Here is a 22,830-nt window from a genome sequence, read left to right on the forward strand (position 1 = left end):
CAGCGATGACGGCGGATCAATCAACAAAAATCCTCAAACTGTCGCTATCAACCCAGCCACCACCCGTCCCGAACCAGACTACGCTCAATCCGATGCCTGAACTCTCTCGACCCGATCACGTCTGATACAAGCAATTGCGCCCCAACGCACGTTACCGGGCGTCTTCGCTCGCTAGGTTTTCAGACTCCCTGTAAACTGCGCGGGTTTTTAGCCCCCCATTCCACCGGAGCCGTCCATGTCCCGCGTTACCCTGAGTCGCTATTTGATTGAGCAGACCCGCAGCAATAACACTCCTGCCGATCTGCGCTTCCTGATCGAAGTGGTGGCGCGTGCCTGCAAAGAGATCAGCCACGCCGTGTCCAAAGGCGCCCTGGGCGGTGTTCTGGGCAGCATGGGCACTGAAAACGTCCAAGGCGAAGTGCAGAAGAAGCTCGACGTGCTGTCGAACGAGATCCTGCTCGAAGCCAACGAATGGGGCGGTCACCTGGCCGGCATGGCGTCCGAAGAAATGGACAATGCCTACCAGATCCCGGGCAAATACCCGAAAGGCGCCTACCTGCTGGTCTTCGACCCACTGGACGGCTCGTCGAACATCGACATCAACGCCCCGGTCGGCACCATCTTCTCGGTGCTGCGTTGCCCGAACGAATACCTGAGCCAGAACGAAGCGCTGAACGAGAAAGCGTTCCTGCAGCCAGGCACCCAGCAGGTTGCCGCCGGTTACGCGATTTACGGCCCGCAGACCATGCTGGTGCTGACCCTGGGCGACGGCGTCAAAGGCTTCACTCTCGACCGCGAAATGGGCAGCTTCGTGCTGACCCACGAAGACATCACCATTCCTGAAACCACCCAGGAATTCGCGATCAACATGTCCAACCAGCGCCACTGGGAAGCCCCGGTACAACGCTACGTCAGCGAACTGCTGGCCGGCGAAGAAGGCCCGCTGAAGAAGAACTACAACATGCGCTGGGTCGCGGCGATGGTGGCTGACGTGCACCGCATCCTGACCCGTGGTGGTCTGTTCATGTACCCACGCGACAGCCGTGAGCCATCCAAGCCGGGCAAACTGCGTCTGATGTACGAAGCCAACCCGATGTCGTTCCTGGTGGAACAGGCCGGCGGCGCGTCCACCGACGGTCACCAGCGCATCCTCGACATTCAGCCCGAAGGCCTGCACCAGCGCGTAGCGGTGTTCCTCGGCTCGAAAGAAGAAGTCGCCCGCGCCACGGCTTACCACAAGGAATAAGCCGTGAACGCGCCCTGGCAGCCGCTGCTCGATTGGTGGTTCGGACACGCCGAATCACCGCGCGAGATATCGGCTGAGAAGGGTACATTGTGGTTCGGCAAGAAAGACCGCCAAGACCTCGAAGCGCGTGAGCGTTTCGGGGTCTTTGTCGATCAGGCCCTCGCTGGTGAATTGACCGAGTGGACGCAACGTCCCGAAGGTTGGCTGGCGGTGGTGCTGCTGCTCGATCAACTGCCACGCATGATCTTTCGCGATACACCCAAAGCCTTTTCCGGTGATCTGCGCGCGCAGAAACTTGTCGCGCAAGGCATTGCGGCGGATTTCGATCGGCAACTGGAGCCGATTCAGCGGGTATTCATTTATCTGGTGTTCGAACACTGCGAAAACCTCGCGGTGCAGAACGAAGCCGTTTCGCGGTTTATGGATCTGCTGGCTGAACAGCCGGAGGGCGAGCGGGCGGTGTTTGCCGATAACCTGGACTATGCCGAGCGGCACCGGAAAGTGATTGCACGGTTTGGACGGTTTCCGCATCGCAATGCGGTGTTGGGACGGGAGTCGACGGCTGAGGAGTTGGCGTTTCTCAGTCAGCCTGGGTCACGGTTCTGATTTGTTGAATTCAAGGATTGCCGTTCAACAGTCTCTTCATCAAAAGTGAAGGCAGGCTTTTTCTTGAGTCGGCAATGATATGAACGAAGGCGGTTTTTTCCCTGACTTCGTAAATGACTCGGTTCATCCCGGAAATGATTTGTCGGTATTGACCAAGATTGAGCTTCTCGATTTCCTCGGGGATTGAACCGGAATAAGGAAGGTCTGCGAGACCCAGAATGGCGATCTTGAGATCAGCGTAGGTACTCTGCCACGTCTGACTCGAGAACTGTTTGATAAGGTAGGTACGGAGTTCTTTGAGATCTGTTTGTGCGGACTGAAGAATAACGACCTTTAAACTCATTGATGGTCGGCTCTGTCCAAGTCCGCGAAAACGTCCTCAGCGTCTCGATACTTGCCCTCCTCAATCTCCCGATTGCCCATTGCCAATAGCTTCAGCAAAGCCATTGTGTCTTCCTGCTCCTCAAAGCTTTTCACGTCCATAACTACAAGCTTGGCTTCACCATTTTGGGTAATGACCAATGGCTCACGGCTTTCAGTGATCGACTTGACGATCTCCGCTGTATGACTTTTGAGGTAGCTGATCGGTTTGATTTGCGATGAAAGCTTCATGTTTGATACTCGCCCAAATTGAATAGGACTGAGTTTAGTCTTAATTCAGTCCATCGTCAGTGCGAGCTGACCAGCGTATTTCAACTCAACGTTCAATCGTCGCTAAAGCCGTCATCGCCGCAGGCGGCCTCCTACAGGGGATATGTGTCGTTCATAAATACCTGTGGGAGCGAGCCTGCTCGCGAAGACGCCGGTGGCCGCGCCTTAGATCCTGAAGCTGCCTACCAGCTGCTTCAAGCGTGCCGCCTGCTGCTCCAGATCCGAGCAAGCGCGCAAGGTTGCCTGCAGGTTCTCGACACCTTCCTGATTCAGCGTGTTGATCTCGTTGATGTCGACGTTGATCGACTCGACCACAGCCGTCTGTTCCTCAGTCGCGGTAGCCACCGACTGGTTCATCCCGTCGATCTCGCCGATGCGTTGGGTCACGCTGCCCAGGCGTTCGCCGGCCTGGTTGGCGATGCCGACGCTGCTTTCGCTCTCGCGCTGGCTCTCGGTCATGATGCTCACCGCCTGACGCGCGCCGACTTGCAGCTCTTCGATCATCTTCTGCACTTGCTGCGCCGAATCCTGAGTGCGGTGGGCGAGGTTGCGCACTTCGTCAGCGACCACGGCGAAACCTCGACCAGCCTCACCGGCGCGGGCCGCCTCGATCGCGGCGTTGAGCGCCAGCAGGTTGGTCTGCTGCGAGATGCTGGTGATCACTTCCAGAATCTGGCCGATGTTCACCGTGTTGCTATTGAGGGTTTCGATGTTGCCGCAGGAGTCGCTGATTTTTGCCGACAACTGCTGCATCGCGTGAATGGTTTTATCCACAACCTGCTGACCGTCGACCGCCAGGCTGCGTGCATCGCTGGAGTGCTGCGAGGCGAGAGCGGCGTTCTGGGCGATTTCCTGGGCGGCGGCGCCGAGCTGGTTGATCGCCGCGGCCACGCTGTTGGTGCGGCTGGCCTGCTGGTCGGAGTTGTACATCGACGAGTTCGAGGCCGCGACCACTCGCAGGGCGACTTCGTTGACTTGCCCGGTGGCCGACGACACTTCGCGGATCGAGGTATGAATACGCTCGACGAAGCGGTTGAACGACAGGCCCAGCGCGCCAAATTCGTCGTGGCCGTGGATCACCAGCCGCTTGGTCAGGTCGCCTTCGCCTTCAGCGATGTCGTGCATGGCACGGCCCATGGTCAGCAGCGGTTGCATCAGCACGCGGATCAGCATGCCGAGCAGGGCGATGATGATCACCACGGCAATGACCATGGCGATCAGCGCCGAGGTGCGGAATTCGCTGAGCATCGAGAACGCGGTGTCCTTGTCCAGCACCAGCGCCACGTACCAGTCAGCCGATGGCACGCCGTTGACGCGGGTGAACGAAATCAGTTGGGTCTTGCCGTCGAATTCGACTTCTTTCAGGCCCGGGCTGACTTTCGGCGCACCGTTCGGATAAGCCTCGGCAAGGGTTTTCAGCACCAGTTTGCTGTCCGGGTGAATCAGGATCTTGCCATCGGCGCTGACGATGAACGCATGGCCGTGGCCACCGAAGTTGAGCGAATTGATGATCGCGCTGACGCTGGTCAGGTCGATATCCGCGCCGGCCACACCGATCATCTGGCCTTGACGCTGCACCGGGGTGGCAACGGTGATCACCAGTTTGCCCGACGAAGCGGCGATGTAGGGTTCGGTGACGATGGTCTGCTGCGCACTGTTGGCGGCCTTGTACCAGCCACGGGCGCGCGGGTCGTAATCCGGCGCACGATTACCGGCGGGAACCGAGAACATCACGCCGTCAGCGCCGCCGAAATAGCTGAGCTGGAAATTGCCGGTGTAGGCGGGCAGGTCGATGATGCGCTTGAGGCTGGCCGGGGCGCTGCCGTCGGCGGCGACCTGCTGCGACAGCGATTGCAGCAACTGGATGCGGCTCTCCAGCCAGGTCTGGATGTTGCTGGTCGTCAGACTCCCCAACTCCTGCATCGAGGCTTCGGTGCTGCTGCTCAGGGCTTCGCGTTGTCGATAGTCGTTGAAAAAAATGAAACAGGCGAACGCAACGGCCACCACGAGGGCGGCAGCCAACAAGATCTTGTGGCTGAATTTCATGTTTCTGGTCATCGAATGAACTACCGCGAAGGGGCTGGTCGAGAAAGGGCGGCAATTTGCCACACTCGGGGGCTTTGCGCTGCTCTTATTTCGACCGCGGTGCGCCAAAGATTAGGCGTCTTTGGTGAAATGCGACGAAATGCTCAATAGCCGCAGAAAGTGTCTGATTTGCCGGTAAATGCCAGACGAGCGGAGCGATAAATAGCCATTTCTGAAGGGAACCAGATGAGGGTTTTCTCTTCTAAGCTTCTGGTTGGCACCATGCCATCCCCCTTCCGCTCCAGGAGTTACTTCATGTCGCTGCGATCTATCGCCCTTCTGACTTTTTGCGTGCTGTTGGCCGCGTGCAGCAAGGTCAATCAGGAAAACTATTCCAAGCTTTCGGCCGGCATGGCCAAAGCCGAAGTTGAGACGCTGCTCGGCAAACCCACCGACTGTTCGGGTGCGCTCGGCATGTCCAGTTGCACCTGGGGCGACAAAAACAGCTTTATCAGCGTGCAGTACGCCGGTGACAAAGTGCTGATGTTTTCTGGCCAAGGCCTGAAGTAAACCGGGGCCAAGCGCCCACGGGAGAAAAATAATGAAGCGGTTATTGTTCGTCCTTTTTGCCGGCCTGGTACTGGCCGGCTGCGCCACTCACGGTGAAGATCCGCTGGCGCCCAAGACGGCTCACAGTGTCAACCTCAAGCGTTATCAGGGTACTTGGTACGAACTGGCGCGACTGCCGATGTACTTCCAGCGCAACTGCGCGCAATCCGAAGCCCATTATTCGCTCAGGCCGGACGGTAATGTCGACGTGCTCAATCGTTGCCTGACCGCCGACTGGCAATGGGAAGAAGCCAAAGGCAAGGCTTATCCACAGGTGCCGGGCAAGACCGACAAGTTGTGGGTCGAATTCGATACCTGGTTCTCGCGTTTGATTCCGGGAGTGGCGAAAGGCGAATACTGGGTGTTGTACGTCAGCGACGACTACAAGACCGCTATCGTCGGCGACCCGAGCCGCAAGTACATGTGGTTGCTGTCCCGCACGCCGACCGTCAACGGTGTGGTGCGTGAGGAGTTGCTGAGCAAGGCGCGTCAGCAGGGTTACGACACCACGCGACTGATCTGGCGAGCGTCGGATCGGCAGATGGCGAAGACTTCGAATTAAAGACCACCACCAATCAAATGTGGGAGCGAGCCTGCTCGCGAAGAGGGTGTGTCAGTTAACGAAAATGTTGCTGATACACCGCTTTCGCGAGCAGGCTCGCTCCCACATTTTTGTTTTGTGTCAGCCTAAAAGTTCGCGCAGAACCTGGGTGAAGGCGCGTGCGCTTTCCTCTTCGCCTGCATGCCGGCCATCGCGCACCACCCACTGGCCATTGACCAATACATCGCGTACCTGACGATCGCCGCCAGCAAACAACCAGCGATTCAAAATCCCGTCACCACTGGCCGTGGCCAGATACGGATCATTGCCATCGAGCACGATCCAGTCGGCACGCTTGCCGACTTCCAGCGCGCCAATCGGCTGCCCCAACGCCTGCGCCCCGCCGTCCAGCGCCGCGTCATATAACGTGCGCCCGACCATCGGCTGATCCGCGCCATACAAACGGTTGCGCCGCTGGTCGCGCAGACGCTGGCCGTACTCCAGCCATCGCAACTCCTCGACCACGCTGAGCGACACATGGCTGTCGGAACCGATGCCCATGCGTCCGCCCTGCGCGAGGAAATCCACCGCCGGGAAAATTCCGTCGCCGAGGTTAGCTTCGGTGGTCAGGCACAGGCCGGCGATTGCGCGACTCTTGGCCATCAGCGTGACTTCCTCGGGATTGGCGTGGGTCGCGTGAACCAGGCACCAGCGCTGATCGACTTCGGTGTTTTCATAGAGCCATTGCAGCGGCCGGCGACCGCTCCAGCTCAGGCAGTCATCGACTTCCTTCTGCTGCTCGGCAATGTGAATGTGCACCGGGCACTGTTTGTCGCTTGCCGCCAGCACTTCGCTGATCTGTTGCGGGGTGACCGCGCGCAACGAGTGGAAGCACAGCCCCAGCGATTGCGCTTTTTGCTGAGCCAGCAGCGGCTGCAGGCGCGCTTGCAGGTTCAGATAGTTTTCGGTGCTGTTGATAAAGCGGCGCTGCCCGTCATTGGGCGTTTGGCCGCCGAATCCGGAATGGCTGTAAAGCACCGGCAACAGGGTCAGACCGATGCCGCTGTCGCTCGCTGCCTGGCTGATGCGCAGTGCCAGCTCGGCCGGATCGGCATACGGCTGACCGTTATTGTCGTGGTGCACATAGTGGAATTCAGCAACCGAGGTGTAACCGGCCTTGAGCATTTCGATGTACAGCTGACGGGCAATCACGCCGAGTTGCTCCGGGCTGATTTTTCCGACCAGCCGATACATCAGGTCACGCCAGGTCCAGAAGCTGTCGTTGGGATTGCCAGCCACTTCGGCCAGTCCCGCCATCGCGCGCTGGAAGGCGTGGGAGTGCAGATTGGGCATGCCCGGCAGCAGCGGACCGCTCAGCCGCTCGGCGCCATCTGCGGTGGAATCGGCCTGGATTCGGGTCAGCATGCCATCGGCACTGACTTCGAGACGTACATGGTTGGCCCATCCGTTAGGCAGCAGCGCGCGTTCGGCAAAGAAAGCGGACATGGTTCAGCACCCCATCGTGTGTTATTTGTATATACATATACAGACGTTTGCCTGCCCGGTAAACTCCGGCAAGCTAGCAACCTTCATCCAATGAACAGGGATCCACCGTGCCGACTCCGCCTCCAGTCTCCCCGTTGGCCGCGAACCTGGGCGACAGTCCGGCGCCCTTGTACGCCCGCGTCAAACAGATGATCACCCAGCAGATCGACAGCGGTAACTGGCCACCGCACTACCGCGTGCCGTCGGAAAGCGAACTGGTCAGCCAGCTCGGTTTCAGCCGCATGACCATCAACCGCGCGCTGCGCGAAATGACCGCCGACGGCCTGCTGGTGCGCATGCAAGGTGTCGGCACGTTTGTCGCCGAACCGAAGAGCCAGTCTGCGCTGTTCGAAGTGCACAACATCGCCGACGAAATTGCTTCCCGTGGGCATCGCCACACCTGTCAGGTGATCACCCTCGAAGAAGAGGCCGCCGGCTCCGAGCGCGCGTTGGCGCTGGACATGCGCGAAGGGCAGAAGGTCTTCCATTCGCTGATCGTGCATTACGAAAACGACATTCCGGTGCAAATCGAAGACCGTTTCGTCAACGCGCTGGTCGCTCCGGAATACCTCAAGCAGGATTTCACTCTGCAAACCCCGTACGCCTATCTCAACCAAGTCGCGCCGTTGACTGAAGGCGAGCACGTGGTCGAAGCGATCCTCGCCGAGCCGTCCGAGTGCAAGTTGTTGCAGATCGAGAAAGGCGAGCCGTGCCTGTTGATCCGTCGTCGTACGTGGTCGGGGCGTCAGCCGGTGACCGCCGCGCGTTTGATTCACCCAGGTTCCCGTCATCGTCTGGAAGGACGCTTTCATAAATGAGCAGTGAAGTGAAAGTTTTACGCGCCGAAGGTTACCCGCGCATGCCGTGGAAAAACGGCGGCGGCAGCACCGAAGAGATCACCCGTGACGCCGGTGCTGGCCTGGATGGTTTTGGCTGGCGTCTGTCGATTGCCGACATTGCCGAGTCGGGCGGTTTCTCCACCTTCAGCGGTTACCAGCGAGTGATCACCGTCTTGCAGGGTGACGGCATGACCTTGTGCGTCGATGGTGACGACACGCGTCCACTGTTACCGCTGGACCCGTTTGCGTTCAGCGGCGAAAGCCAGGTGTCCTGCACCTTGCTCGGCGGTGCGATACGCGACTTCAACCTGATTTACGCACCGCAGCGTTACCACGCGCGGTTGCAGTGGCTGGACGGTGAACAGCGGTTTTTCAGCTCGGCCTCGACGGTGCTGGTGTTCAGTGTCAGCGAGCTGCTGCAAATGCGGGTCGGTGACAGCACTGCGCAACTGGCCCGACATGATTGCCTGCAGCTGGACGGTAACACCGGTCTGGTTGAAGTCGCGGTCAATGCCGCGTGCTGCGTGATCGAGCTGACGGCGCGCTGATCCAACTCTGGTAACACTCCTGTGGTGAGGGGATTTATCCCCGATGGCGGCGCAGCAGACCTTTTGGGACCGCTACGCGCTCCATCGGGGATAAATCCCCTCACCACAATTGCATTTCAATTCCTGTTTCCCTCAGCGCACCAACTTGTTACCGAACGCCCCAGCGTGGCGCAAAGCCACGGGTTCGTAACGCTCCCCCGCGACCTCAATTCTCCCCTGCAAAAAATTTCATCCGCGCCACAACCCTTGTTTCCAGCGCTCTGTAGCCCTGTTCGAGATTTTTCTTGAACGGCTCTTCAGTGAGTTGGCCGCTTGATTGCATATGCTTGTATGTACAAGTAAAGACGTATGCGTATAAGTCCGCAGCGTCCACTGATTCGCTTGTCGCGCATTGAGGCGCGCAGGCTGCTTGCCCACTGCCAGGGTTGGTTTGAATTGATCGCTGAGGAGTCTTTTTCGTGACTGACACAAAACCTACTAAATACCGTGACGTCGAGATCCGCGCTGCACGCGGCAACAAGCTGACCGCCAAGAGCTGGCTGACCGAAGCGCCGCTGCGCATGCTGATGAACAACCTCGACCCGGAAGTGGCCGAGAACCCGAAAGAGCTGGTGGTTTACGGTGGTATCGGTCGCGCCGCGCGTAACTGGGAGTGCTACGACAAGATCGTCGAAAGCCTGACCCACCTGAATGACGACGAAACCCTGCTGGTGCAGTCGGGCAAACCGGTCGGCGTGTTCAAGACTCACAGCAACGCCCCGCGCGTATTGATCGCCAACTCCAACCTGGTGCCGCACTGGGCGAGCTGGGAACACTTCAACGAACTCGACGCCAAAGGCCTGGCCATGTACGGCCAGATGACCGCCGGCAGCTGGATCTACATCGGCAGCCAGGGCATCGTTCAGGGCACCTACGAAACCTTCGTCGAAGCCGGCCGCCAGCACTACAACGACAACCTCAAAGGCAAGTGGGTCCTGACCGCGGGTCTGGGCGGCATGGGCGGCGCACAGCCATTGGCTGCAACCCTGGCCGGTGCCTGCTCGCTGAACATCGAATGCCAGCAGGTGAGCATCGATTTCCGCCTGAAAAGCCGTTATGTCGACGAGCAAGCCAAAGACCTCGACGACGCCCTGGCGCGCATCGCCAAATACACCGCCGAAGGCAAAGCGATCTCCATCGCCCTGCTGGGTAACGCCGCAGAAATCCTCCCGGAACTGGTCAAGCGCGGCGTGCGTCCGGACATGGTCACCGACCAGACCAGCGCCCACGACCCACTGAACGGCTACCTGCCGGCGGGCTGGACCTGGGACGAGTACCGCGCCCGCGCCAAGACCGAGCCGGCCGCCGTGATCAAAGCCGCCAAGCAATCGATGGCGGTTCACGTCAAAGCGATGCTGGACTTCCAGAAGCAAGGCATTCCGACCTTCGACTACGGCAACAATATCCGTCAGATGGCGCAGGAAGAGGGCGTGGAAAACGCGTTCGACTTCCCGGGCTTCGTCCCGGCCTACATTCGCCCACTGTTCTGCCGTGGCATCGGCCCGTTCCGTTGGGCGGCGCTGTCGGGTGATCCGCAGGACATCTTCAAGACCGACGCCAAAGTCAAAGAGCTGATCCCGGACGACGCGCACCTGCACAACTGGCTGGACATGGCCCGCGAGCGCATCAGCTTCCAGGGTCTGCCGGCACGTATCTGCTGGGTCGGCCTGGGCCTGCGCGCCAAGCTCGGCCTGGCGTTCAACGAAATGGTGCGCAGCGGCGAGCTGTCGGCACCGATCGTGATCGGTCGCGACCACCTCGACTCCGGCTCGGTCGCCAGCCCGAACCGCGAAACCGAATCGATGCAGGACGGTTCCGACGCTGTCTCCGACTGGCCACTGCTCAATGCGCTGCTGAACACCGCGAGCGGCGCGACCTGGGTCTCGCTGCACCACGGTGGTGGCGTGGGCATGGGCTTCTCGCAGCACTCGGGCATGGTGATTGTCTGCGACGGGACCGACGAAGCGGCCGAGCGTATTGCGCGCGTGCTGCACAACGACCCGGCCACTGGCGTCATGCGTCACGCCGATGCCGGCTACCAGATCGCCATCGACTGCGCGAAGGAGCAGGGGCTGAACCTGCCAATGATTACCGGCGGCAAGTAACACAGATTCCTGTGGGAGCTGGCTTGCCAGCGATAGCGGTGGCATTGCCGGAATAGATATTGAAGGTGCCGACGTCATCGCTGGCAAGCCAGCTCCCACAAGGGTTCGAGTAGGCCCGAGAGAACAATCAAAACAATCCACAGAGGTTGAATCATGGCTGTAACCCCCGATCGTGCAGGTAACAAACCGTTGATCGAAAGGCGTTCGATCGACTACATCCCGGAAGCGGAAAGACACGGTCGTCTGTTGAGCCAGTTCACCCTGTGGATGGGTGCGAATCTGCAAATCACCGCGATTGTTACCGGGGCCTTGGCCGTGGTGCAGGGCGGTGATGTGTTCTGGTCGTTGATCGGTCTGTTGATCGGTCAACTGCTCGGCGGCGGCGTGATGGCGCTGCACGCGGCGCAAGGGCCGAAGCTTGGCCTGCCGCAGATGATTTCCAGCCGGGTGCAGTTCGGCGTGTATGGCGCGGCGATCCCGATCGTGCTGGTGTGCCTGATGTACCTGGGTTTCACCGCCACCGGTACGGTGCTTTCCGGCCAGGCGCTGGGCCAGTTATTCGGGGTCAGCGACACCGTCGGCATCCTGCTGTTCGCCAGTGTCATCGTGGTGGTCACCGTGCTCGGTTATCGGGTGATCCACTGGATCGGGCGTGTCGCCAGCGTCATTGGCGTGATTGCCTTCGTGTATCTGTTCAGCCGCCTGCTGAGTCAGGTGGATGTGGGCGCCCTGTTGCAGATCCGCCACTTCAGCTGGAGCAGCTTCCTGCTGGCGGTGTCGCTCGCGGCGTCCTGGCAGATCGCCTTCGGCCCGTATGTGGCGGACTATTCGCGTTACTTGCCGAGCAAGGTTTCCTCGGTGAAAACCTTCTTTGCCGCTGGCGCAGGTTCGGTCATCGGCGCGCAGGTGGCGATGGTCCTCGGCGTATTCGCCGCGGCGTCGGCCAACGGCCAGTTCGCCGGGCATGAAGTGGCTTACATCGTCGGGCTGGGCGGCACCGGTGCCACGGCGGCGCTGCTGTACTTCAGCATCGCCTTCGGCAAGGTCACCATCTCGACGTTGAACTCTTACGGCAGCTTCATGTGCATCGCCACGATCATCAGCGGCTTCCGTGGGCATTTGACGGTCACCCGCCTGCAGCGTCTGGTGTTCGTGCTGGTGATTGTCGGTGCGGCGACCCTGATCGCACTGCTTGGCCAGCATTCGTTCCTCGGTGCGTTCAAGTCGTTCATCCTGTTCCTGCTGGCGTTCTTCACGCCATGGAGCGCGATCAACCTGGTCGACTACTACTGCATCACTCGTGAGCGCTATGACGTGCCGGCGCTGGCCGATCCGAATGGTCGCTATGGCCGCTGGAACCTGCTCGGGATCAGCGTCTATGTGTTCGGTGTGCTGGTGCAGCTGCCGTTCATCTCCACCAAGTTCTACACCGGCCCGCTGGTGGCTGCCCTCGGCGACGTGGATATTTCCTGGATCATCGGCCTGGTGCTGCCTGCCGCGCTGTATTACCTGTGCGCGAAAAAATGGCACGGCTCGGTGCCTGATCAACTGATTTTGCCGCTCGAGCAGAACAGTGCTGTACAACCTGAAAAAAGTGGGGCCGGGCGCGCTGCGGCGCAGGCCTGATTGGACGTGGACAGGGCTGGATGCCTCTTGACTGCCGTAAGCCAATTCATGATTAGGAGCGTCGCAATAATGAAATCGAACAAGACCCTGCTCACCACACTGCTGTCCATGGGCCTGCTGGCCAGTGCCGGCGCCACCCAGGCGGCCGGCTGGTGCGAATCCGGCAAACCGGTGAAATTCGCCGGCCTGAACTGGGAAAGCGGCATGTTGCTGACCGACGTGCTGCAAGTGGTGCTGGAGAAAGGTTACGACTGCAAGACCGACAGCCTGCCGGGCAACTCCATCACCATGGAGAACGCCTTGAGCAGCAACGACATTCAAGTGTTCGCCGAAGAGTGGGTCGGTCGCAGCGAAGTCTGGAACAAGGCTGAGAAGGCCGGCAAAGTCGTCGGTGTCGGCGCCCCGATCGTCGGCGCTATCGAAGGCTGGTACGTGCCGCGCTACGTGATCGAAGGCGATGCCAAACGCAAGATCGAGGCAAAAGCCCCGGACCTGAAAAACATTGCTGATCTGGGCAAATACGCGACGATTTTCAAGGACGCCGAAGAGCCGTCCAAGGGCCGTTTCTACAACTGCCCGGCGGGCTGGACCTGTGAGCTGGACAACAGCGAAATGCTCAAGAGCTACGGCCTGGAAAACAGCTACACCAACTTCCGTCCGGGCACCGGCCCGGCGCTGGATGCGGCGGTGCTGTCGAGCTACAAGCGTGGCGAGCCGATCCTGTTCTACTACTGGTCGCCAACCCCGCTGATGGGCCAGATCGACGCGGTCAAACTTGAAGAAAAACCGGGCGTCGACAAGAGCGTGAGCATCAAGGTCGGTCTGTCGAAAACCTTCCACGAACAGGCGCCGGAACTGGTGGCCGTGCTGGAAAAAGTCAATCTGCCGATTGATCTGCTGAACCAGAACCTGGGCCGCATGGCGAAGGAACGTATCGAGTCGCCAAAACTGGCGAAAATCTTCCTCAAGGAACATCCTGAGGTCTGGCACGCGTGGGTCAGTGACGACGCAGCCAAGAAAATCGACGCGGCGCTGTAGGTCGATACCTCCCGGTCAACCGTGAGGCTGGCCGGGAGATATGCCGTCATCGCTTGATTGAGATTTCTGATTGAGAGCCGCTTATGTTTCCCGAAAGCTTTACCTTTTCCATCGCCGACTGGGTCAACGGTTGGGTCGATTCGCTGGTCACCAATTATGGTGATGTGTTCCGCCACATCTCGGACACGCTGCTGTGGGCCATCGTCAACCTCGAAGGCCTGCTGCGTGCGGCGCCGTGGTGGTTGATGCTGGCGATCGTCGGTGTGGTCGCCTGGCACGCCACGCGTAAAGTCGTGACCACCGCCGTCATCGTCGGTCTGCTGTTCCTGGTGGGCGCTGTCGGCCTGTGGGACAAACTCATGCAGACGCTGGCGCTGATGATGGTCGCGACGATCATTTCGGTGCTGATCGGCATTCCGCTGGGGATTCTCTCGGCGCGCAGCAATCGCCTGCGTTCGGTGCTGATGCCGCTGCTCGACATCATGCAGACCATGCCCAGCTTCGTGTACCTGATTCCGGTGCTGATGCTGTTCGGCCTGGGCAAGGTCCCGGCGATTTTCGCCACGGTGATCTATGCCGCGCCGCCGTTGATCCGCCTGACCGATCTGGGCATTCGCCAGGTCGACGGTGAAGTGATGGAAGCGATCAACGCCTTCGGTGCCAACCGCTGGCAGCAACTGTTCGGTGTGCAACTGCCGCTGGCCCTGCCGAGCATCATGGCCGGGATCAACCAGACCACGATGATGGCCCTGTCGATGGTGGTGATCGCCTCGATGATCGGCGCCCGAGGTCTGGGTGAAGACGTACTGGTGGGCATTCAGACCCTCAACGTCGGACGCGGCCTCGAAGCCGGTCTGGCGATCGTGATTCTCGCAGTGGTCATCGACCGCATTACTCAGGCGTACGGTCGGCCACGGCATGAGGTGAGCAAATGAACAACGCAACCGTGAGCAAGATCGAAGTCAAAAACGTCTTCAAGATTTTCGGCAACCGCGCCAAGGACGCACTGGCAATGGTTGGCCAGGGCAAGACCAAGGATCAGGTGCTGAACGAAACCGGTTGCGTGGTCGGGGTCAATGACCTGTCACTGAGCATCGGCACTGGCGAGATCTTCGTGATCATGGGGCTGTCCGGCTCGGGCAAGTCGACGCTGGTGCGCCACTTCAATCGCCTGATCGACCCCACCAGCGGCGCGATCCTGGTCGACGGCGTGGACATCCTGCAATACGACATGGAAGCGCTGCGCGAATTTCGCCGGCACAAGATCAGCATGGTGTTCCAGAGCTTCGGCCTGCTGCCGCACAAGACCGTGATCGAGAACGTCGCCTACGGCCTGAAAGTGCGCGGCGAGAGCAAGCAACTGTGCGCCGAACGTGCGCTGCACTGGATCAACACCGTGGGCCTCAAAGGCTACGAAAACAAATACCCGCATCAGCTCTCCGGCGGCATGCGCCAGCGTGTGGGGCTGGCCCGGGCACTGGCGGCAGATACCGACATCATCCTGATGGACGAAGCGTTCAGTGCGCTCGATCCGCTGATCCGCGCCGAGATGCAGGACCAGTTGCTGGAGCTGCAAAAGACCCTGCACAAAACCATCGTCTTCATTACCCACGACCTCGACGAGGCCGTGCGCATCGGCAACCGCATCGCGATCCTCAAGGACGGCCGCCTGATTCAGGTCGGCACCCCGAGAGAGATCCTGCATTCGCCGGCGGATGAGTATGTTGACCGGTTCGTGCAGCGGCGGGCGGCGGTAGTCTGAAATGGATTGCCTTTGTGGCGAGGGGATTTATCCCCGATGGGTGGCGAAGCCGCCCCCAAACATTGCATGCGGTGCACCTGAAACATCCTGGCTGAAGGTTTTGGGGCTGCTGCGCAGCCCATCGGGGATAAATCCCCTCGCCACAGGGTGTATCAACAGAATAGGCATGAGGTTTTAGATGTCCCAGGCTGAAAAAATCATCATCATCACCGGCAACCCCCTGCATTGGCAGGACGTGGTCGCCGTCGCCCGTCATGGCGCAAAACTGGAGCTGTCGAGCGAAACCTGGGCACGCATCGAAAACGCTCAGGGCATCGTCCAGCGCATCGTCGAAAGCGGCGAGCGCGCTTATGGCGTCAATACCGGTCTGGGTGGTCTGTCCAACGTCTCGTTGAAAGACGAACAACTCAGCCAGCTCTCGCGCAATACTTTGCTCAGCCACGCCTGCGGTGTCGGCCCGGTGCTGCCCGATGAGCAGACCCGCGCGATCATCTGCGCGGCGATTCACAACTACAGCCATGGTAAGTCCGGTATTCATCGCCGCGTGGTCGAAGCGTTGCTGGCGCTGCTCAATCGTGGCATCACCCCGCAGGTGCCGGCGCAAGGCTCGGTGGGTTACCTGACGCACATGGCGCACATCGGCATCGCGCTGCTGGGCGTGGGCCATGTCAGCTATCGCGGGCAAATCATCTCGGCGCAGCAGGCGCTGGCCGAAGAAGGCCTGCAACCGGTGCAGCTCGGCGCGAAGGACGGTTTGTGCCTGGTCAACGGCACGCCGTGCATGACTGGCCTCAGCTGCCTGGCGATTGCCGATGCGACGCGCCTGGTGCAATGGGCCGACGTGATCGGCGCCATGAGCTTCGAAGCCCAGCGCGGTCAGATCGCCGCGTTCGACGCCGAGATCATCGCCCTCAAGCCGCACCCGGGCATGCAGCAGGTCGGGAGCAATCTGCGTGCGTTACTCGATGGCAGTGAAGTGATCGCGACCAGCAAGGGCATTCGCACTCAGGATGCACTGAGCATCCGCTCGATCCCGCAGGTGCACGGCGCAGCGCGCGATCAACTGGAACATGCGATCAGGCAGGTGGAAGCCGAACTCAATGGCTGCACCGATAACCCGTTGCTGCTGGGCACGCCGGACAACTTCCGGGTGATGTCGCAGGCTAACCCGCACGGCCAGTCAGTGGCGATGGCAGCGGATCTGCTGGCGATTGCCATGGCTGAAATCGGCTCGATTGCCGAGCGTCGCCTCGATCGCCTGGTCAACCCGCACGTCAGCGGTCTGCCGGCGTTTCTGGTGGCCAATCCGGGGGTGAACTCCGGGATGATGATCGTGCAATACGTCGCCGCCTCGCTGTGTGCCGAGAACCGCCAACTGGCGCAACCGGCGGTGCTCGACAACTACGTCACCTCGGGCCTGCAGGAAGACCACTTGAGCATGGGCACCAGCGCTGCGCTGAAGCTGCACCGTGCCCTCGAAAACTGCACGCAGATCCTCGCCATCGAGTACCTGCTGGCGGCGCAGGCCTTTGAATTTCTCAAGGCGCAGCGCTTTGGCGCGGGCACCGACCGGGCGTGGCGCCTGCTGCGTGAAACCGTCCCGGCCTACGATCAGGATCGCTGGCTGGCGCCGGACATCGCTGCCGCCGCAAGCGTTCTGAAACACCCGGATTCGCTGCACAACGTATTACCGAATCTGCACTGACAATACCCATACCAGCGTGCCAAGGCGTGGATCGTCCACAAGACGAGAAACGACGGATAACGGAATGCTCCGGAGCGACTGGTAGTTAATAACAATGCCTAAACAGGAGCATTTAAATGACTGCGCTGAACCTGATTCCCGGCCAATTGAGCCTGGCCCAACTGCGTGACGTTTATCAGCAACCGGTCAAGCTGACCCTCGACCACAGCGCCTCCGCGCAGATCGAGGCCAGCGTTGCGTGTGTCGAGCAGATCCTCGCCGAGAACCGTACCGCCTACGGCATCAACACCGGTTTCGGCCTGCTGGCCTCGACCCGCATCGCCAGTGAAGACCTGGAAAACCTCCAGCGCTCGCTGGTGCTGTCGCATGCCGCCGGCGTCGGTCAGCCGATCAGCGATGAACTGGTGCGGCTGATCATGATGCTCAAGGTCAACAGCCTCAGCCGTGGTTTCTCCGGCATCCGCCGCGTGGTGATCGACGCGCTGATCGCACTGATCAACGCCGAGGTGTACCCGCACATTCCGCTCAAAGGTTCGGTCGGCGCCTCAGGTGACCTGGCACCGCTGGCGCACATGTCGCTGGTGCTGCTCGGCGAGGGCAAGGCGCGCTACAAGGGTGAATGGATGGAGGCGACCGAAGCGCTGAAAGTCGCCGGTCTGACCCCGCTGACCCTGGCGGCGAAAGAAGGTCTGGCGCTGCTCAACGGCACTCAGGTGTCCACCGCATTTGCCCTGCGTGGTCTGTTTGAAGGTGAAGACCTGTTTGCCGGTGCGCTGGCAATCGGCGGTCTGACGGTGGAAGCGGTGCTCGGTTCGCGCTCGCCGTTCGATGCACGTATTCACGCCGCTCGCGGTCAGAAAGGCCAGATTGATGCAGCCGCCGCATATCGCGATCTGCTCGGCGAGCGCAGCGAAGTCTCCGATTCGCACCAGAACTGCGAGAAGGTGCAGGATCCGTATTCGCTGCGCTGCCAGCCGCAAGTCATGGGCGCTTGCCTGACCCAGTTCCGTCAGGCCGCCGAAGTGCTGGCCATCGAAGCCAACGCCGTCTCCGACAACCCGTTGGTGTTCGCGGCTGAAGGTGATGTGATTTCCGGCGGTAACTTCCACGCCGAGCCGGTGGCCATGGCCGCCGACAACATGGCCCTGGCCATCGCTGAAATCGGCTCGCTGAGCGAGCGCCGCATCTCGCTGATGATGGACAAGCACATGTCGCAACTGCCGCCGTTCCTGGTGGCCAATGGCGGCGTCAACTCGGGCTTCATGATCGCTCAGGTGACCGCCGCGGCACTGGCCAGCGAGAACAAGGCGCTGGCCCATCCGCATTCGGTCGACAGCCTGCCGACCTCGGCCAACCAGGAAGACCACGTGTCGATGGCCCCGGCCGCCGGCAAGCGCCTGTGGGAAATGGCCGAAAACACCCGCGGGATTCTCGCGGTGGAGTGGCTGGCGGCGGTGCAGGGGCTGGACCTGCGCAACGGTCTGAAGACCTCGGCCAAGCTGGAACAGGCGCGGGCGATTCTGCGGCGCGAAGTGCCGTTTTATGAGAAGGATCGCTTCTTTGCCCCGGACATCAATGCGGCGACCGAGTTGTTGGCTTCGCGGTGTCTGACCGAGCTGGTTCCAGCCAGGCTGCTGCCGAGCCTGTAAGGCCCTCATCGCTGGCAAGCCCGCTCTCACAAATACCTGTGGGAGCTGGCTTGCCAGCGATACGATTTTGAACAAGACGAGGACTTGGGATGAAAACCCTCTGGCAACACTGCCACGTCGCAACCATGGCGCAGGGCGTCTACTCGATCATCGAGGATGCGGCCATCGTGACGTCCGGTGCGCACATCGAGTGGATCGGCCCGCGCAATCAATTGCCCTCTGGCGAATACCCGGCGGTCAACGACTTGCAAGGCGCGTGGGTCACCCCCGGCCTGATCGACTGCCACACACACACGGTGTTCGGTGGCAACCGCAGCGGCGAATTCGAGAAACGCCTGCAAGGCGTCAGCTACGCCGAGATCGCGGCGCAGGGCGGCGGTATCGCCAGCACTGTGCGCGCCACCCGTGAAGCGAGCGAAGACGAGCTGTTCGCCAGCGCCGCCAAGCGTTTGAAAAGCCTGATGCGCGACGGCGTGACCACGGTCGAGATGAAGTCCGGCTACGGTCTGGATCTGGCCAGTGAACGCAAGATCCTGCGGGTCATTCGCCGGCTCGCCGCGCAACTGCCAATCAGCGTGCGCAGCACCTGTCTGGCCGCCCACGCCTTGCCGCCGGAGTACAAGGATCGCGCTGACGACTACATCGAGCACATCTGCGCCGAGATGCTTCCCGCTTTGGCCGCCGAAGGTCTGGTCGATGCCGTAGATGCGTTCTGCGAGTACCTGGCGTTCTCGCCGGAGCAGGTCGAGCGGGTGTTCATCACCGCACAGAAACTCGGTCTGCCGGTAAAGCTGCATGCCGAACAATTGTCGTCGCTGCATGGCTCCAGCCTGGCCGCGCGCTACAAGGCGTTGTCCGCCGATCATCTGGAGTTCATGGATGAAGACGACGCCATCGCCATGGCCAAAGCCGACACCGTCGCGGTGCTGTTGCCGGGCGCGTTCTACTTCCTGCGCGAAACCCGGTTGCCGCCGATGGACGCCCTGCGCAAGCACAAGGTGAAAATCGCCATCGCCAGCGACCTCAACCCCGGCACCTCGCCGGCGCTGTCGTTGCGCCTGATGCTGAACATGGCCTGCACCTGTTTCCGCATGACCCCGGAAGAAGCCCTGGCCGGCGTGACCCTCCACGCGGCGCAAGCGCTGGGCATGGCCGACACCCATGGCTCGCTTGAAGTCGGCAAGGTCGCGGATTTTGTCGCCTGGCAGATCGACCGCCCGGCGGACCTGGCCTATTGGCTCGGGGGCGATCTGGACAAACGCGTCGTGCGTCACGGCGTTGAATCAAGTCTGTAGGAGAGCGGTTGTGGATAAGGTTCTGAACTTCAAACAAGGTCGCGTGCCGTTGCTGATCAGCATGCCTCACGCTGGCGTACGTCTGACCCCGGCGGTCGAGGCCGGATTGATCCCGGACGCGAAAAGCCTGCCGGACACCGACTGGCACATTCCGCAGCTTTACGATTTTGCCGAGGCGTTGGGCGCCAGCACGTTGGCCGCCGAGTACTCTCGGTTCGTCATCGACCTGAACCGCCCGTCCGACGACAAACCGCTGTACGCCGGCGCCACCACCGGGCTGTATCCGGCAACGCTGTTCGATGGCATTCCGTTGTTCAAGGAAGGCAAGGAGCCGTCGAAAGAAGAACGCACGACGTACCTGGAACAGATCTGGATGCCGTACCACCGCACCTTGCAGGAAGAACTGGCGCGGCTGAAGGCTGAATTCGGCTATGCGCTGCTGTTCGACGCGCACTCGATCCGCTCGGTCATCCCGCACCTGTTCGACGGCAAACTGCCGGATTTCAACCTCGGCACCTTCAACGGCGCCAGTTGCGATCCACAACTGGCGACGCAACTGGAAGCCATCTGCGCCCGTCACGACCCTTACAGCCACGTGCTCAACGGGCGCTTCAAGGGCGGCCACATTACCCGCCATTACGGCAACCCGGCCGAGCACATCCACGCCGTGCAACTGGAGCTGTGCCAGAGCACCTACATGGAAGAGTTCGAACCGTTCCGCTACCGCGCCGATCTGGCGGAGCCGACGCGGGTGGTGCTCAAGGCGTTGCTGCAGGGTTTGCTCGCCTGGGGCGAGAGCCACTACCAAGCCTGAACACAGACCCACAACCCCCTGTGAGAGCGAGCTTGCTCGCGAAAGCATCGTGTCAGTCGATTATGAGGTGACTGATTCACCGCATTCGTGAGCAAGCTTGCTCCCACGAGGGGGCGGTGTTCCGTCCGGGTCGCCGCTGTGCAAAACACAGTCGCCACCGTTCATCTTTCTCTCTCGTCGCCTGCGTAATGTTGCGGCCACGGTGCACCAGACACCGACCTGACAATAATCCGCTGCCGCACGAGAACCCCCGAATGAAAAAGCTCTTCACTCGTTGTGCGTTAATCTTCACCGGCTGCGCGCTGTTCAGCGCTGGCGTCATGGCCAATGACGACGCCTCCTGCAAAACCGTGCGCATGGGCGTGGTCAACTGGACCGACGTGATCGCCACCAGCGGCATGGCCGATGTGTTGCTCAATGGTCTCGGCTACGACAGCAAGCAGACCAGCGCAGTGCAGCAGATCATCTTTGCCGGCATTCGCGACAAGCGTCTGGACATCTTCCTCGGCTACTGGAAACCGGCGATGGACAACAACATTGCGCCCTTCCTCGCTGCCAACCAGGTCAAAGTCCTGGACAAACCGAGTCTGGCGGATGCACAGGCGACGCTGGCGGTACCGGATTATGTGGCGGCGGCCGGGTTGAAAACCTTTGCCGACATCGCGAAGTTCAAGGATCAGTTGGGCGGCAAGATCTACGGCATCGAGCCGGGCAGCGGGGCCAACACCACCATCAAGAACATGATCGAGACCAACCATTTCGGTCTGAAGGATTTCAAGATCATCGAGTCCGGTGAGGCAGGCATGCTCGCCGCTGTGCAACGCGCGGTGAATCGCAAAGAGTTTGTGGTGTTCGTCGGCTGGACCCCGCACCCGATGAACATCAACATGAAGATCACCTACCTGACCGGCAGCGAAGACGTCTACGGCCCCAACGAAGGCGCCGCCACCGTGTCCACCGTGACCGCGCCGGATTACGCCGAACGTTGCCCGAACGTCCATCGCCTGCTGCAAAACCTGACGTTCACGGCCGCCCAGGAAAGCCAGCTGATGGTACCGATCATGGCGCGCAAGACGCCGCAGGAAGTGGCGAAGAACTGGCTGCGTGAACACCCCGAGGATCTGCAGCGCTGGCTGGCCGGGGTCAGCAGTTTCGATGGCAAGGATGGCGTGGGGGCCGTTCAGGCCAGTCTGAAAAACTGATGAGCCATTATCCGCTGACGCCGGCCATGGCGGCCTTCGTTACCCGAACCGAAAGTTTCGTCAGTGATGACAGCAGTCTCGCAGGACTGCGCCAGGCCTATGACGCCATGTGTCGGGCCTTCACCCCTGAACGGCCCGCAGGGCTGGAGGTCGTCGACTTCCAGTTGAGCGGCGTACCGGTGCGCTCCTATCGGCCGCCGCTCAAGCCACCGGTCAGCGGCTGGCCTTGCGTGTTGTACTTACATGGTGGTGGTTGGGTCGTCGGAGGGCTCGACTCGCACGACTTCATCTGTTTCGAACTGGCCATGGCGCTGGGTGCGATGGTGGTGGCGGTGGATTATCGGCTGGCGCCAGAACAGCCATACCCGGCGGGGTTCGAGGATTGCCTGAGTGTCTGGCGCGCGTTGCGCAGCGGGCCGTTCTGGTTTGACCCGCAGAAACTGCTGGTAGCCGGCGACAGCGCCGGTGGCAATCTCGCCGCCGCGTTGTGCCTGGCGTTGCGCGATGCCGACGAGGCGATGCCGGCGGCTCAAGTGCTGATCTATCCCGGCCTTGGCGGTGACGACCGGTTGCCGTCACGCAGCGAATGCGCCGATGCACCGTTGCTCGGCAGCCATGATGTGCACAGCTATCACGCGTTATACCTGCGCGGCAGCCCTCGGCCGGATGCTTATGCCATGCCGCTGCTCGCTGACGATTTCAGTGGATTGCCGCCAGCCTGGATCGCCGTGGCGCAATTCGATCCGCTGCGCGACGACGGCGTGGGCTACGCTGAACGACTGGCCAGCGCCGGCACCGACGCTTCGCTTTATTACGGCGAAGGGCTGGTGCACGGTTGTTTGCGTGCGCGAGGTCAGGTCGCCGAGGTCGACCGGCTCTACGAAAACCTGTTGAGGTTCATGGCTGACAAATTGTGACTGCGTGCGGGCATGCTCATTGATGTAAATCGGGTTTATGATGCCGGACGGCAGAATAATAGAAGTCC

21 protein-coding genes and 1 pseudogene are annotated in these 22,830 nt (G+C 60.8%); 17 read left to right on the top strand and 5 right to left on the bottom strand.

Annotated elements, in window-relative coordinates; all coding sequences use genetic code 11:
• The first annotated feature begins 235 nt into the window (after window positions 1-235).
• Together AC193Q_RS22065 and AC193Q_RS22070 are read left to right on the top strand one after the other, a co-directional pair.
• Window positions 236-1,246 carry a class 1 fructose-bisphosphatase gene (locus tag AC193Q_RS22065; protein WP_003220797.1) on the top strand — a complete coding sequence of 337 codons (1,011 nt, stop codon included), beginning with the start codon at window positions 236-238 and terminating at the stop codon, window positions 1,244-1,246.
• A gap of 3 nt (window positions 1,247-1,249) precedes the next feature.
• Window positions 1,250-1,852, top strand: a complete 603-nt coding sequence (locus AC193Q_RS22070) for a DUF924 family protein (protein WP_121183251.1) — start codon at window positions 1,250-1,252, stop codon at window positions 1,850-1,852.
• 10 nt (window positions 1,853-1,862) lie between these two features.
• Here the strand turns inward: AC193Q_RS22070 and AC193Q_RS22075 are convergent, their stop codons facing one another.
• From AC193Q_RS22075 to AC193Q_RS22090, 4 genes and pseudogenes are all read right to left on the bottom strand, one after another.
• The gene (locus AC193Q_RS22075; RefSeq protein WP_121183253.1) at window positions 1,863-2,195 is read right to left on the bottom strand and encodes a type II toxin-antitoxin system RelE/ParE family toxin; all 333 of its coding nucleotides are present in this window, start codon (window positions 2,193-2,195) and stop codon (window positions 1,863-1,865) included.
• Window positions 2,192-2,464: a type II toxin-antitoxin system Phd/YefM family antitoxin gene (locus AC193Q_RS22080; protein WP_047290864.1), complete on the bottom strand. Its 273-nt coding sequence runs from the start codon at window positions 2,462-2,464 to the stop codon at window positions 2,192-2,194. Before AC193Q_RS22080 ends, AC193Q_RS22075 begins: the two co-directional genes overlap by 4 nt.
• A 204-nt stretch (window positions 2,465-2,668) precedes the next feature.
• Entirely contained in the window at window positions 2,669-3,433 is a 765-nt protein-coding gene (locus AC193Q_RS22085) for a methyl-accepting chemotaxis protein (protein WP_371260421.1), read from the bottom strand.
• 141 nt (window positions 3,434-3,574) lie between these two features.
• A pseudogene (locus tag AC193Q_RS22090) lies at window positions 3,575-4,561 on the bottom strand (cache domain-containing protein); the annotation flags it as partial.
• A gap of 282 nt (window positions 4,562-4,843) precedes the next feature.
• On the opposite strand from AC193Q_RS22090, the gene AC193Q_RS22095 reads away from it, so the two are divergent.
• The gene (locus AC193Q_RS22095) at window positions 4,844-5,098 is read left to right on the top strand and encodes a hypothetical protein (RefSeq protein WP_003220802.1); all 255 of its coding nucleotides are present in this window, start codon (window positions 4,844-4,846) and stop codon (window positions 5,096-5,098) included.
• Between the two features lie 31 nt (window positions 5,099-5,129).
• The gene (locus AC193Q_RS22100; RefSeq protein ID WP_041071454.1) at window positions 5,130-5,699 is read left to right on the top strand and encodes a lipocalin family protein; all 570 of its coding nucleotides are present in this window, start codon (window positions 5,130-5,132) and stop codon (window positions 5,697-5,699) included.
• Between the two features lie 120 nt (window positions 5,700-5,819).
• On the opposite strand, the gene AC193Q_RS22105 is transcribed toward AC193Q_RS22100, so the two are convergent.
• The gene (locus AC193Q_RS22105; protein WP_041071457.1) at window positions 5,820-7,184 is read right to left on the bottom strand and encodes a formimidoylglutamate deiminase; all 1,365 of its coding nucleotides are present in this window, start codon (window positions 7,182-7,184) and stop codon (window positions 5,820-5,822) included.
• Window positions 7,185-7,372: 188 nt separating this feature from the next.
• Between AC193Q_RS22105 and hutC the strand changes: the two genes are divergently transcribed.
• The 13 genes from hutC (at window position 7,373) to AC193Q_RS22170 (ending at window position 22,762) form a co-directional block, all read left to right on the top strand.
• A complete protein-coding gene (gene hutC, locus AC193Q_RS22110; RefSeq protein ID WP_230679353.1) occupies window positions 7,373-8,041 on the top strand; it encodes a histidine utilization transcriptional repressor HutC in 669 nt (222 codons plus the stop codon).
• Window positions 8,038-8,610, top strand: a complete 573-nt coding sequence (locus AC193Q_RS22115; RefSeq protein ID WP_121183257.1) for a HutD family protein — start codon at window positions 8,038-8,040, stop codon at window positions 8,608-8,610. Before hutC ends, AC193Q_RS22115 begins: the two co-directional genes overlap by 4 nt.
• 458 nt (window positions 8,611-9,068) lie before the next feature.
• A complete protein-coding gene (gene hutU / locus AC193Q_RS22120) occupies window positions 9,069-10,754 on the top strand; it encodes a urocanate hydratase (protein ID WP_121183259.1) in 1,686 nt (561 codons plus the stop codon).
• Between the two features lie 153 nt (window positions 10,755-10,907).
• Complete coding sequence (locus tag AC193Q_RS22125; protein ID WP_483878784.1) at window positions 10,908-12,380, top strand: purine-cytosine permease family protein; 1,473 nt, start codon at window positions 10,908-10,910, stop codon at window positions 12,378-12,380.
• A gap of 69 nt (window positions 12,381-12,449) precedes the next feature.
• Window positions 12,450-13,418 (top strand): ABC transporter substrate-binding protein, encoded by a 969-nt coding sequence (locus AC193Q_RS22130; RefSeq protein ID WP_041071468.1) that lies wholly within the window; start codon window positions 12,450-12,452, stop codon window positions 13,416-13,418.
• 83 nt (window positions 13,419-13,501) lie between these two features.
• A complete protein-coding gene (locus AC193Q_RS22135) occupies window positions 13,502-14,353 on the top strand; it encodes an ABC transporter permease (RefSeq protein ID WP_007949591.1) in 852 nt (283 codons plus the stop codon).
• A complete protein-coding gene (locus tag AC193Q_RS22140; protein WP_047601084.1) occupies window positions 14,350-15,180 on the top strand; it encodes a quaternary amine ABC transporter ATP-binding protein in 831 nt (276 codons plus the stop codon). Before AC193Q_RS22135 ends, AC193Q_RS22140 begins: the two co-directional genes overlap by 4 nt.
• Window positions 15,181-15,358: 178 nt before the next feature.
• Window positions 15,359-16,885, top strand: a complete 1,527-nt coding sequence (gene hutH / locus AC193Q_RS22145; RefSeq protein WP_483878785.1) for a histidine ammonia-lyase — start codon at window positions 15,359-15,361, stop codon at window positions 16,883-16,885.
• A gap of 116 nt (window positions 16,886-17,001) precedes the next feature.
• Window positions 17,002-18,534: a histidine ammonia-lyase gene (gene hutH, locus AC193Q_RS22150; protein ID WP_483878786.1), complete on the top strand. Its 1,533-nt coding sequence runs from the start codon at window positions 17,002-17,004 to the stop codon at window positions 18,532-18,534.
• An 89-nt stretch (window positions 18,535-18,623) separates the two neighbouring features.
• On the top strand, window positions 18,624-19,829 hold the full coding sequence (gene hutI, locus AC193Q_RS22155; RefSeq protein ID WP_483878787.1) for an imidazolonepropionase: 1,206 nt from the start codon (window positions 18,624-18,626) through the stop codon (window positions 19,827-19,829).
• Between the two features lie 10 nt (window positions 19,830-19,839).
• On the top strand, window positions 19,840-20,643 hold the full coding sequence (gene hutG / locus AC193Q_RS22160; RefSeq protein WP_483878788.1) for an N-formylglutamate deformylase: 804 nt from the start codon (window positions 19,840-19,842) through the stop codon (window positions 20,641-20,643).
• Window positions 20,644-20,897: 254 nt separating this feature from the next.
• A complete protein-coding gene (locus AC193Q_RS22165; RefSeq protein WP_483878789.1) occupies window positions 20,898-21,845 on the top strand; it encodes a choline ABC transporter substrate-binding protein in 948 nt (315 codons plus the stop codon).
• Entirely contained in the window at window positions 21,845-22,762 is a 918-nt protein-coding gene (locus AC193Q_RS22170) for an alpha/beta hydrolase (RefSeq protein WP_483878790.1), read from the top strand. Before AC193Q_RS22165 ends, AC193Q_RS22170 begins: the two co-directional genes overlap by 1 nt.
• The last annotated feature ends 68 nt before the right edge of the window (window positions 22,763-22,830 follow it).

It is taken from the genome of Pseudomonas sp. F2 (genome assembly GCF_057174385.1).

What these genes read in the sequence shown, in the direction of transcription:
- AC193Q_RS22065 (WP_003220797.1), top strand. Translation starts at nt 236, where the DNA reads ATGTCCCGCGTTACCCTGAGTCGCTATTTGATTGAGCAGACCCGCAGC.
- AC193Q_RS22075 (WP_121183253.1), bottom strand. Translation starts at nt 2,195, where the DNA reads ATGAGTTTAAAGGTCGTTATTCTTCAGTCCGCACAAACAGATCTCAAA.
- AC193Q_RS22080 (WP_047290864.1), bottom strand. Translation starts at nt 2,464, where the DNA reads ATGAAGCTTTCATCGCAAATCAAACCGATCAGCTACCTCAAAAGTCAT.
- AC193Q_RS22085 (WP_371260421.1), bottom strand. Translation starts at nt 3,433, where the DNA reads ATGTACAACTCCGACCAGCAGGCCAGCCGCACCAACAGCGTGGCCGCG.
- AC193Q_RS22095 (WP_003220802.1), top strand. Translation starts at nt 4,844, where the DNA reads ATGTCGCTGCGATCTATCGCCCTTCTGACTTTTTGCGTGCTGTTGGCC.
- AC193Q_RS22100 (WP_041071454.1), top strand. Translation starts at nt 5,130, where the DNA reads ATGAAGCGGTTATTGTTCGTCCTTTTTGCCGGCCTGGTACTGGCCGGC.
- AC193Q_RS22105 (WP_041071457.1), bottom strand. Translation starts at nt 7,184, where the DNA reads ATGTCCGCTTTCTTTGCCGAACGCGCGCTGCTGCCTAACGGATGGGCC.
- hutC (WP_230679353.1), top strand. Translation starts at nt 7,373, where the DNA reads ATGATCACCCAGCAGATCGACAGCGGTAACTGGCCACCGCACTACCGC.
- AC193Q_RS22115 (WP_121183257.1), top strand. Translation starts at nt 8,038, where the DNA reads ATGAGCAGTGAAGTGAAAGTTTTACGCGCCGAAGGTTACCCGCGCATG.
- AC193Q_RS22125 (WP_483878784.1), top strand. Translation starts at nt 10,908, where the DNA reads ATGGCTGTAACCCCCGATCGTGCAGGTAACAAACCGTTGATCGAAAGG.
- AC193Q_RS22130 (WP_041071468.1), top strand. Translation starts at nt 12,450, where the DNA reads ATGAAATCGAACAAGACCCTGCTCACCACACTGCTGTCCATGGGCCTG.
- AC193Q_RS22135 (WP_007949591.1), top strand. Translation starts at nt 13,502, where the DNA reads ATGTTTCCCGAAAGCTTTACCTTTTCCATCGCCGACTGGGTCAACGGT.
- AC193Q_RS22140 (WP_047601084.1), top strand. Translation starts at nt 14,350, where the DNA reads ATGAACAACGCAACCGTGAGCAAGATCGAAGTCAAAAACGTCTTCAAG.
- hutH (WP_483878785.1), top strand. Translation starts at nt 15,359, where the DNA reads ATGTCCCAGGCTGAAAAAATCATCATCATCACCGGCAACCCCCTGCAT.
- hutH (WP_483878786.1), top strand. Translation starts at nt 17,002, where the DNA reads ATGACTGCGCTGAACCTGATTCCCGGCCAATTGAGCCTGGCCCAACTG.
- hutI (WP_483878787.1), top strand. Translation starts at nt 18,624, where the DNA reads ATGAAAACCCTCTGGCAACACTGCCACGTCGCAACCATGGCGCAGGGC.
- AC193Q_RS22165 (WP_483878789.1), top strand. Translation starts at nt 20,898, where the DNA reads ATGAAAAAGCTCTTCACTCGTTGTGCGTTAATCTTCACCGGCTGCGCG.
- AC193Q_RS22170 (WP_483878790.1), top strand. Translation starts at nt 21,845, where the DNA reads ATGAGCCATTATCCGCTGACGCCGGCCATGGCGGCCTTCGTTACCCGA.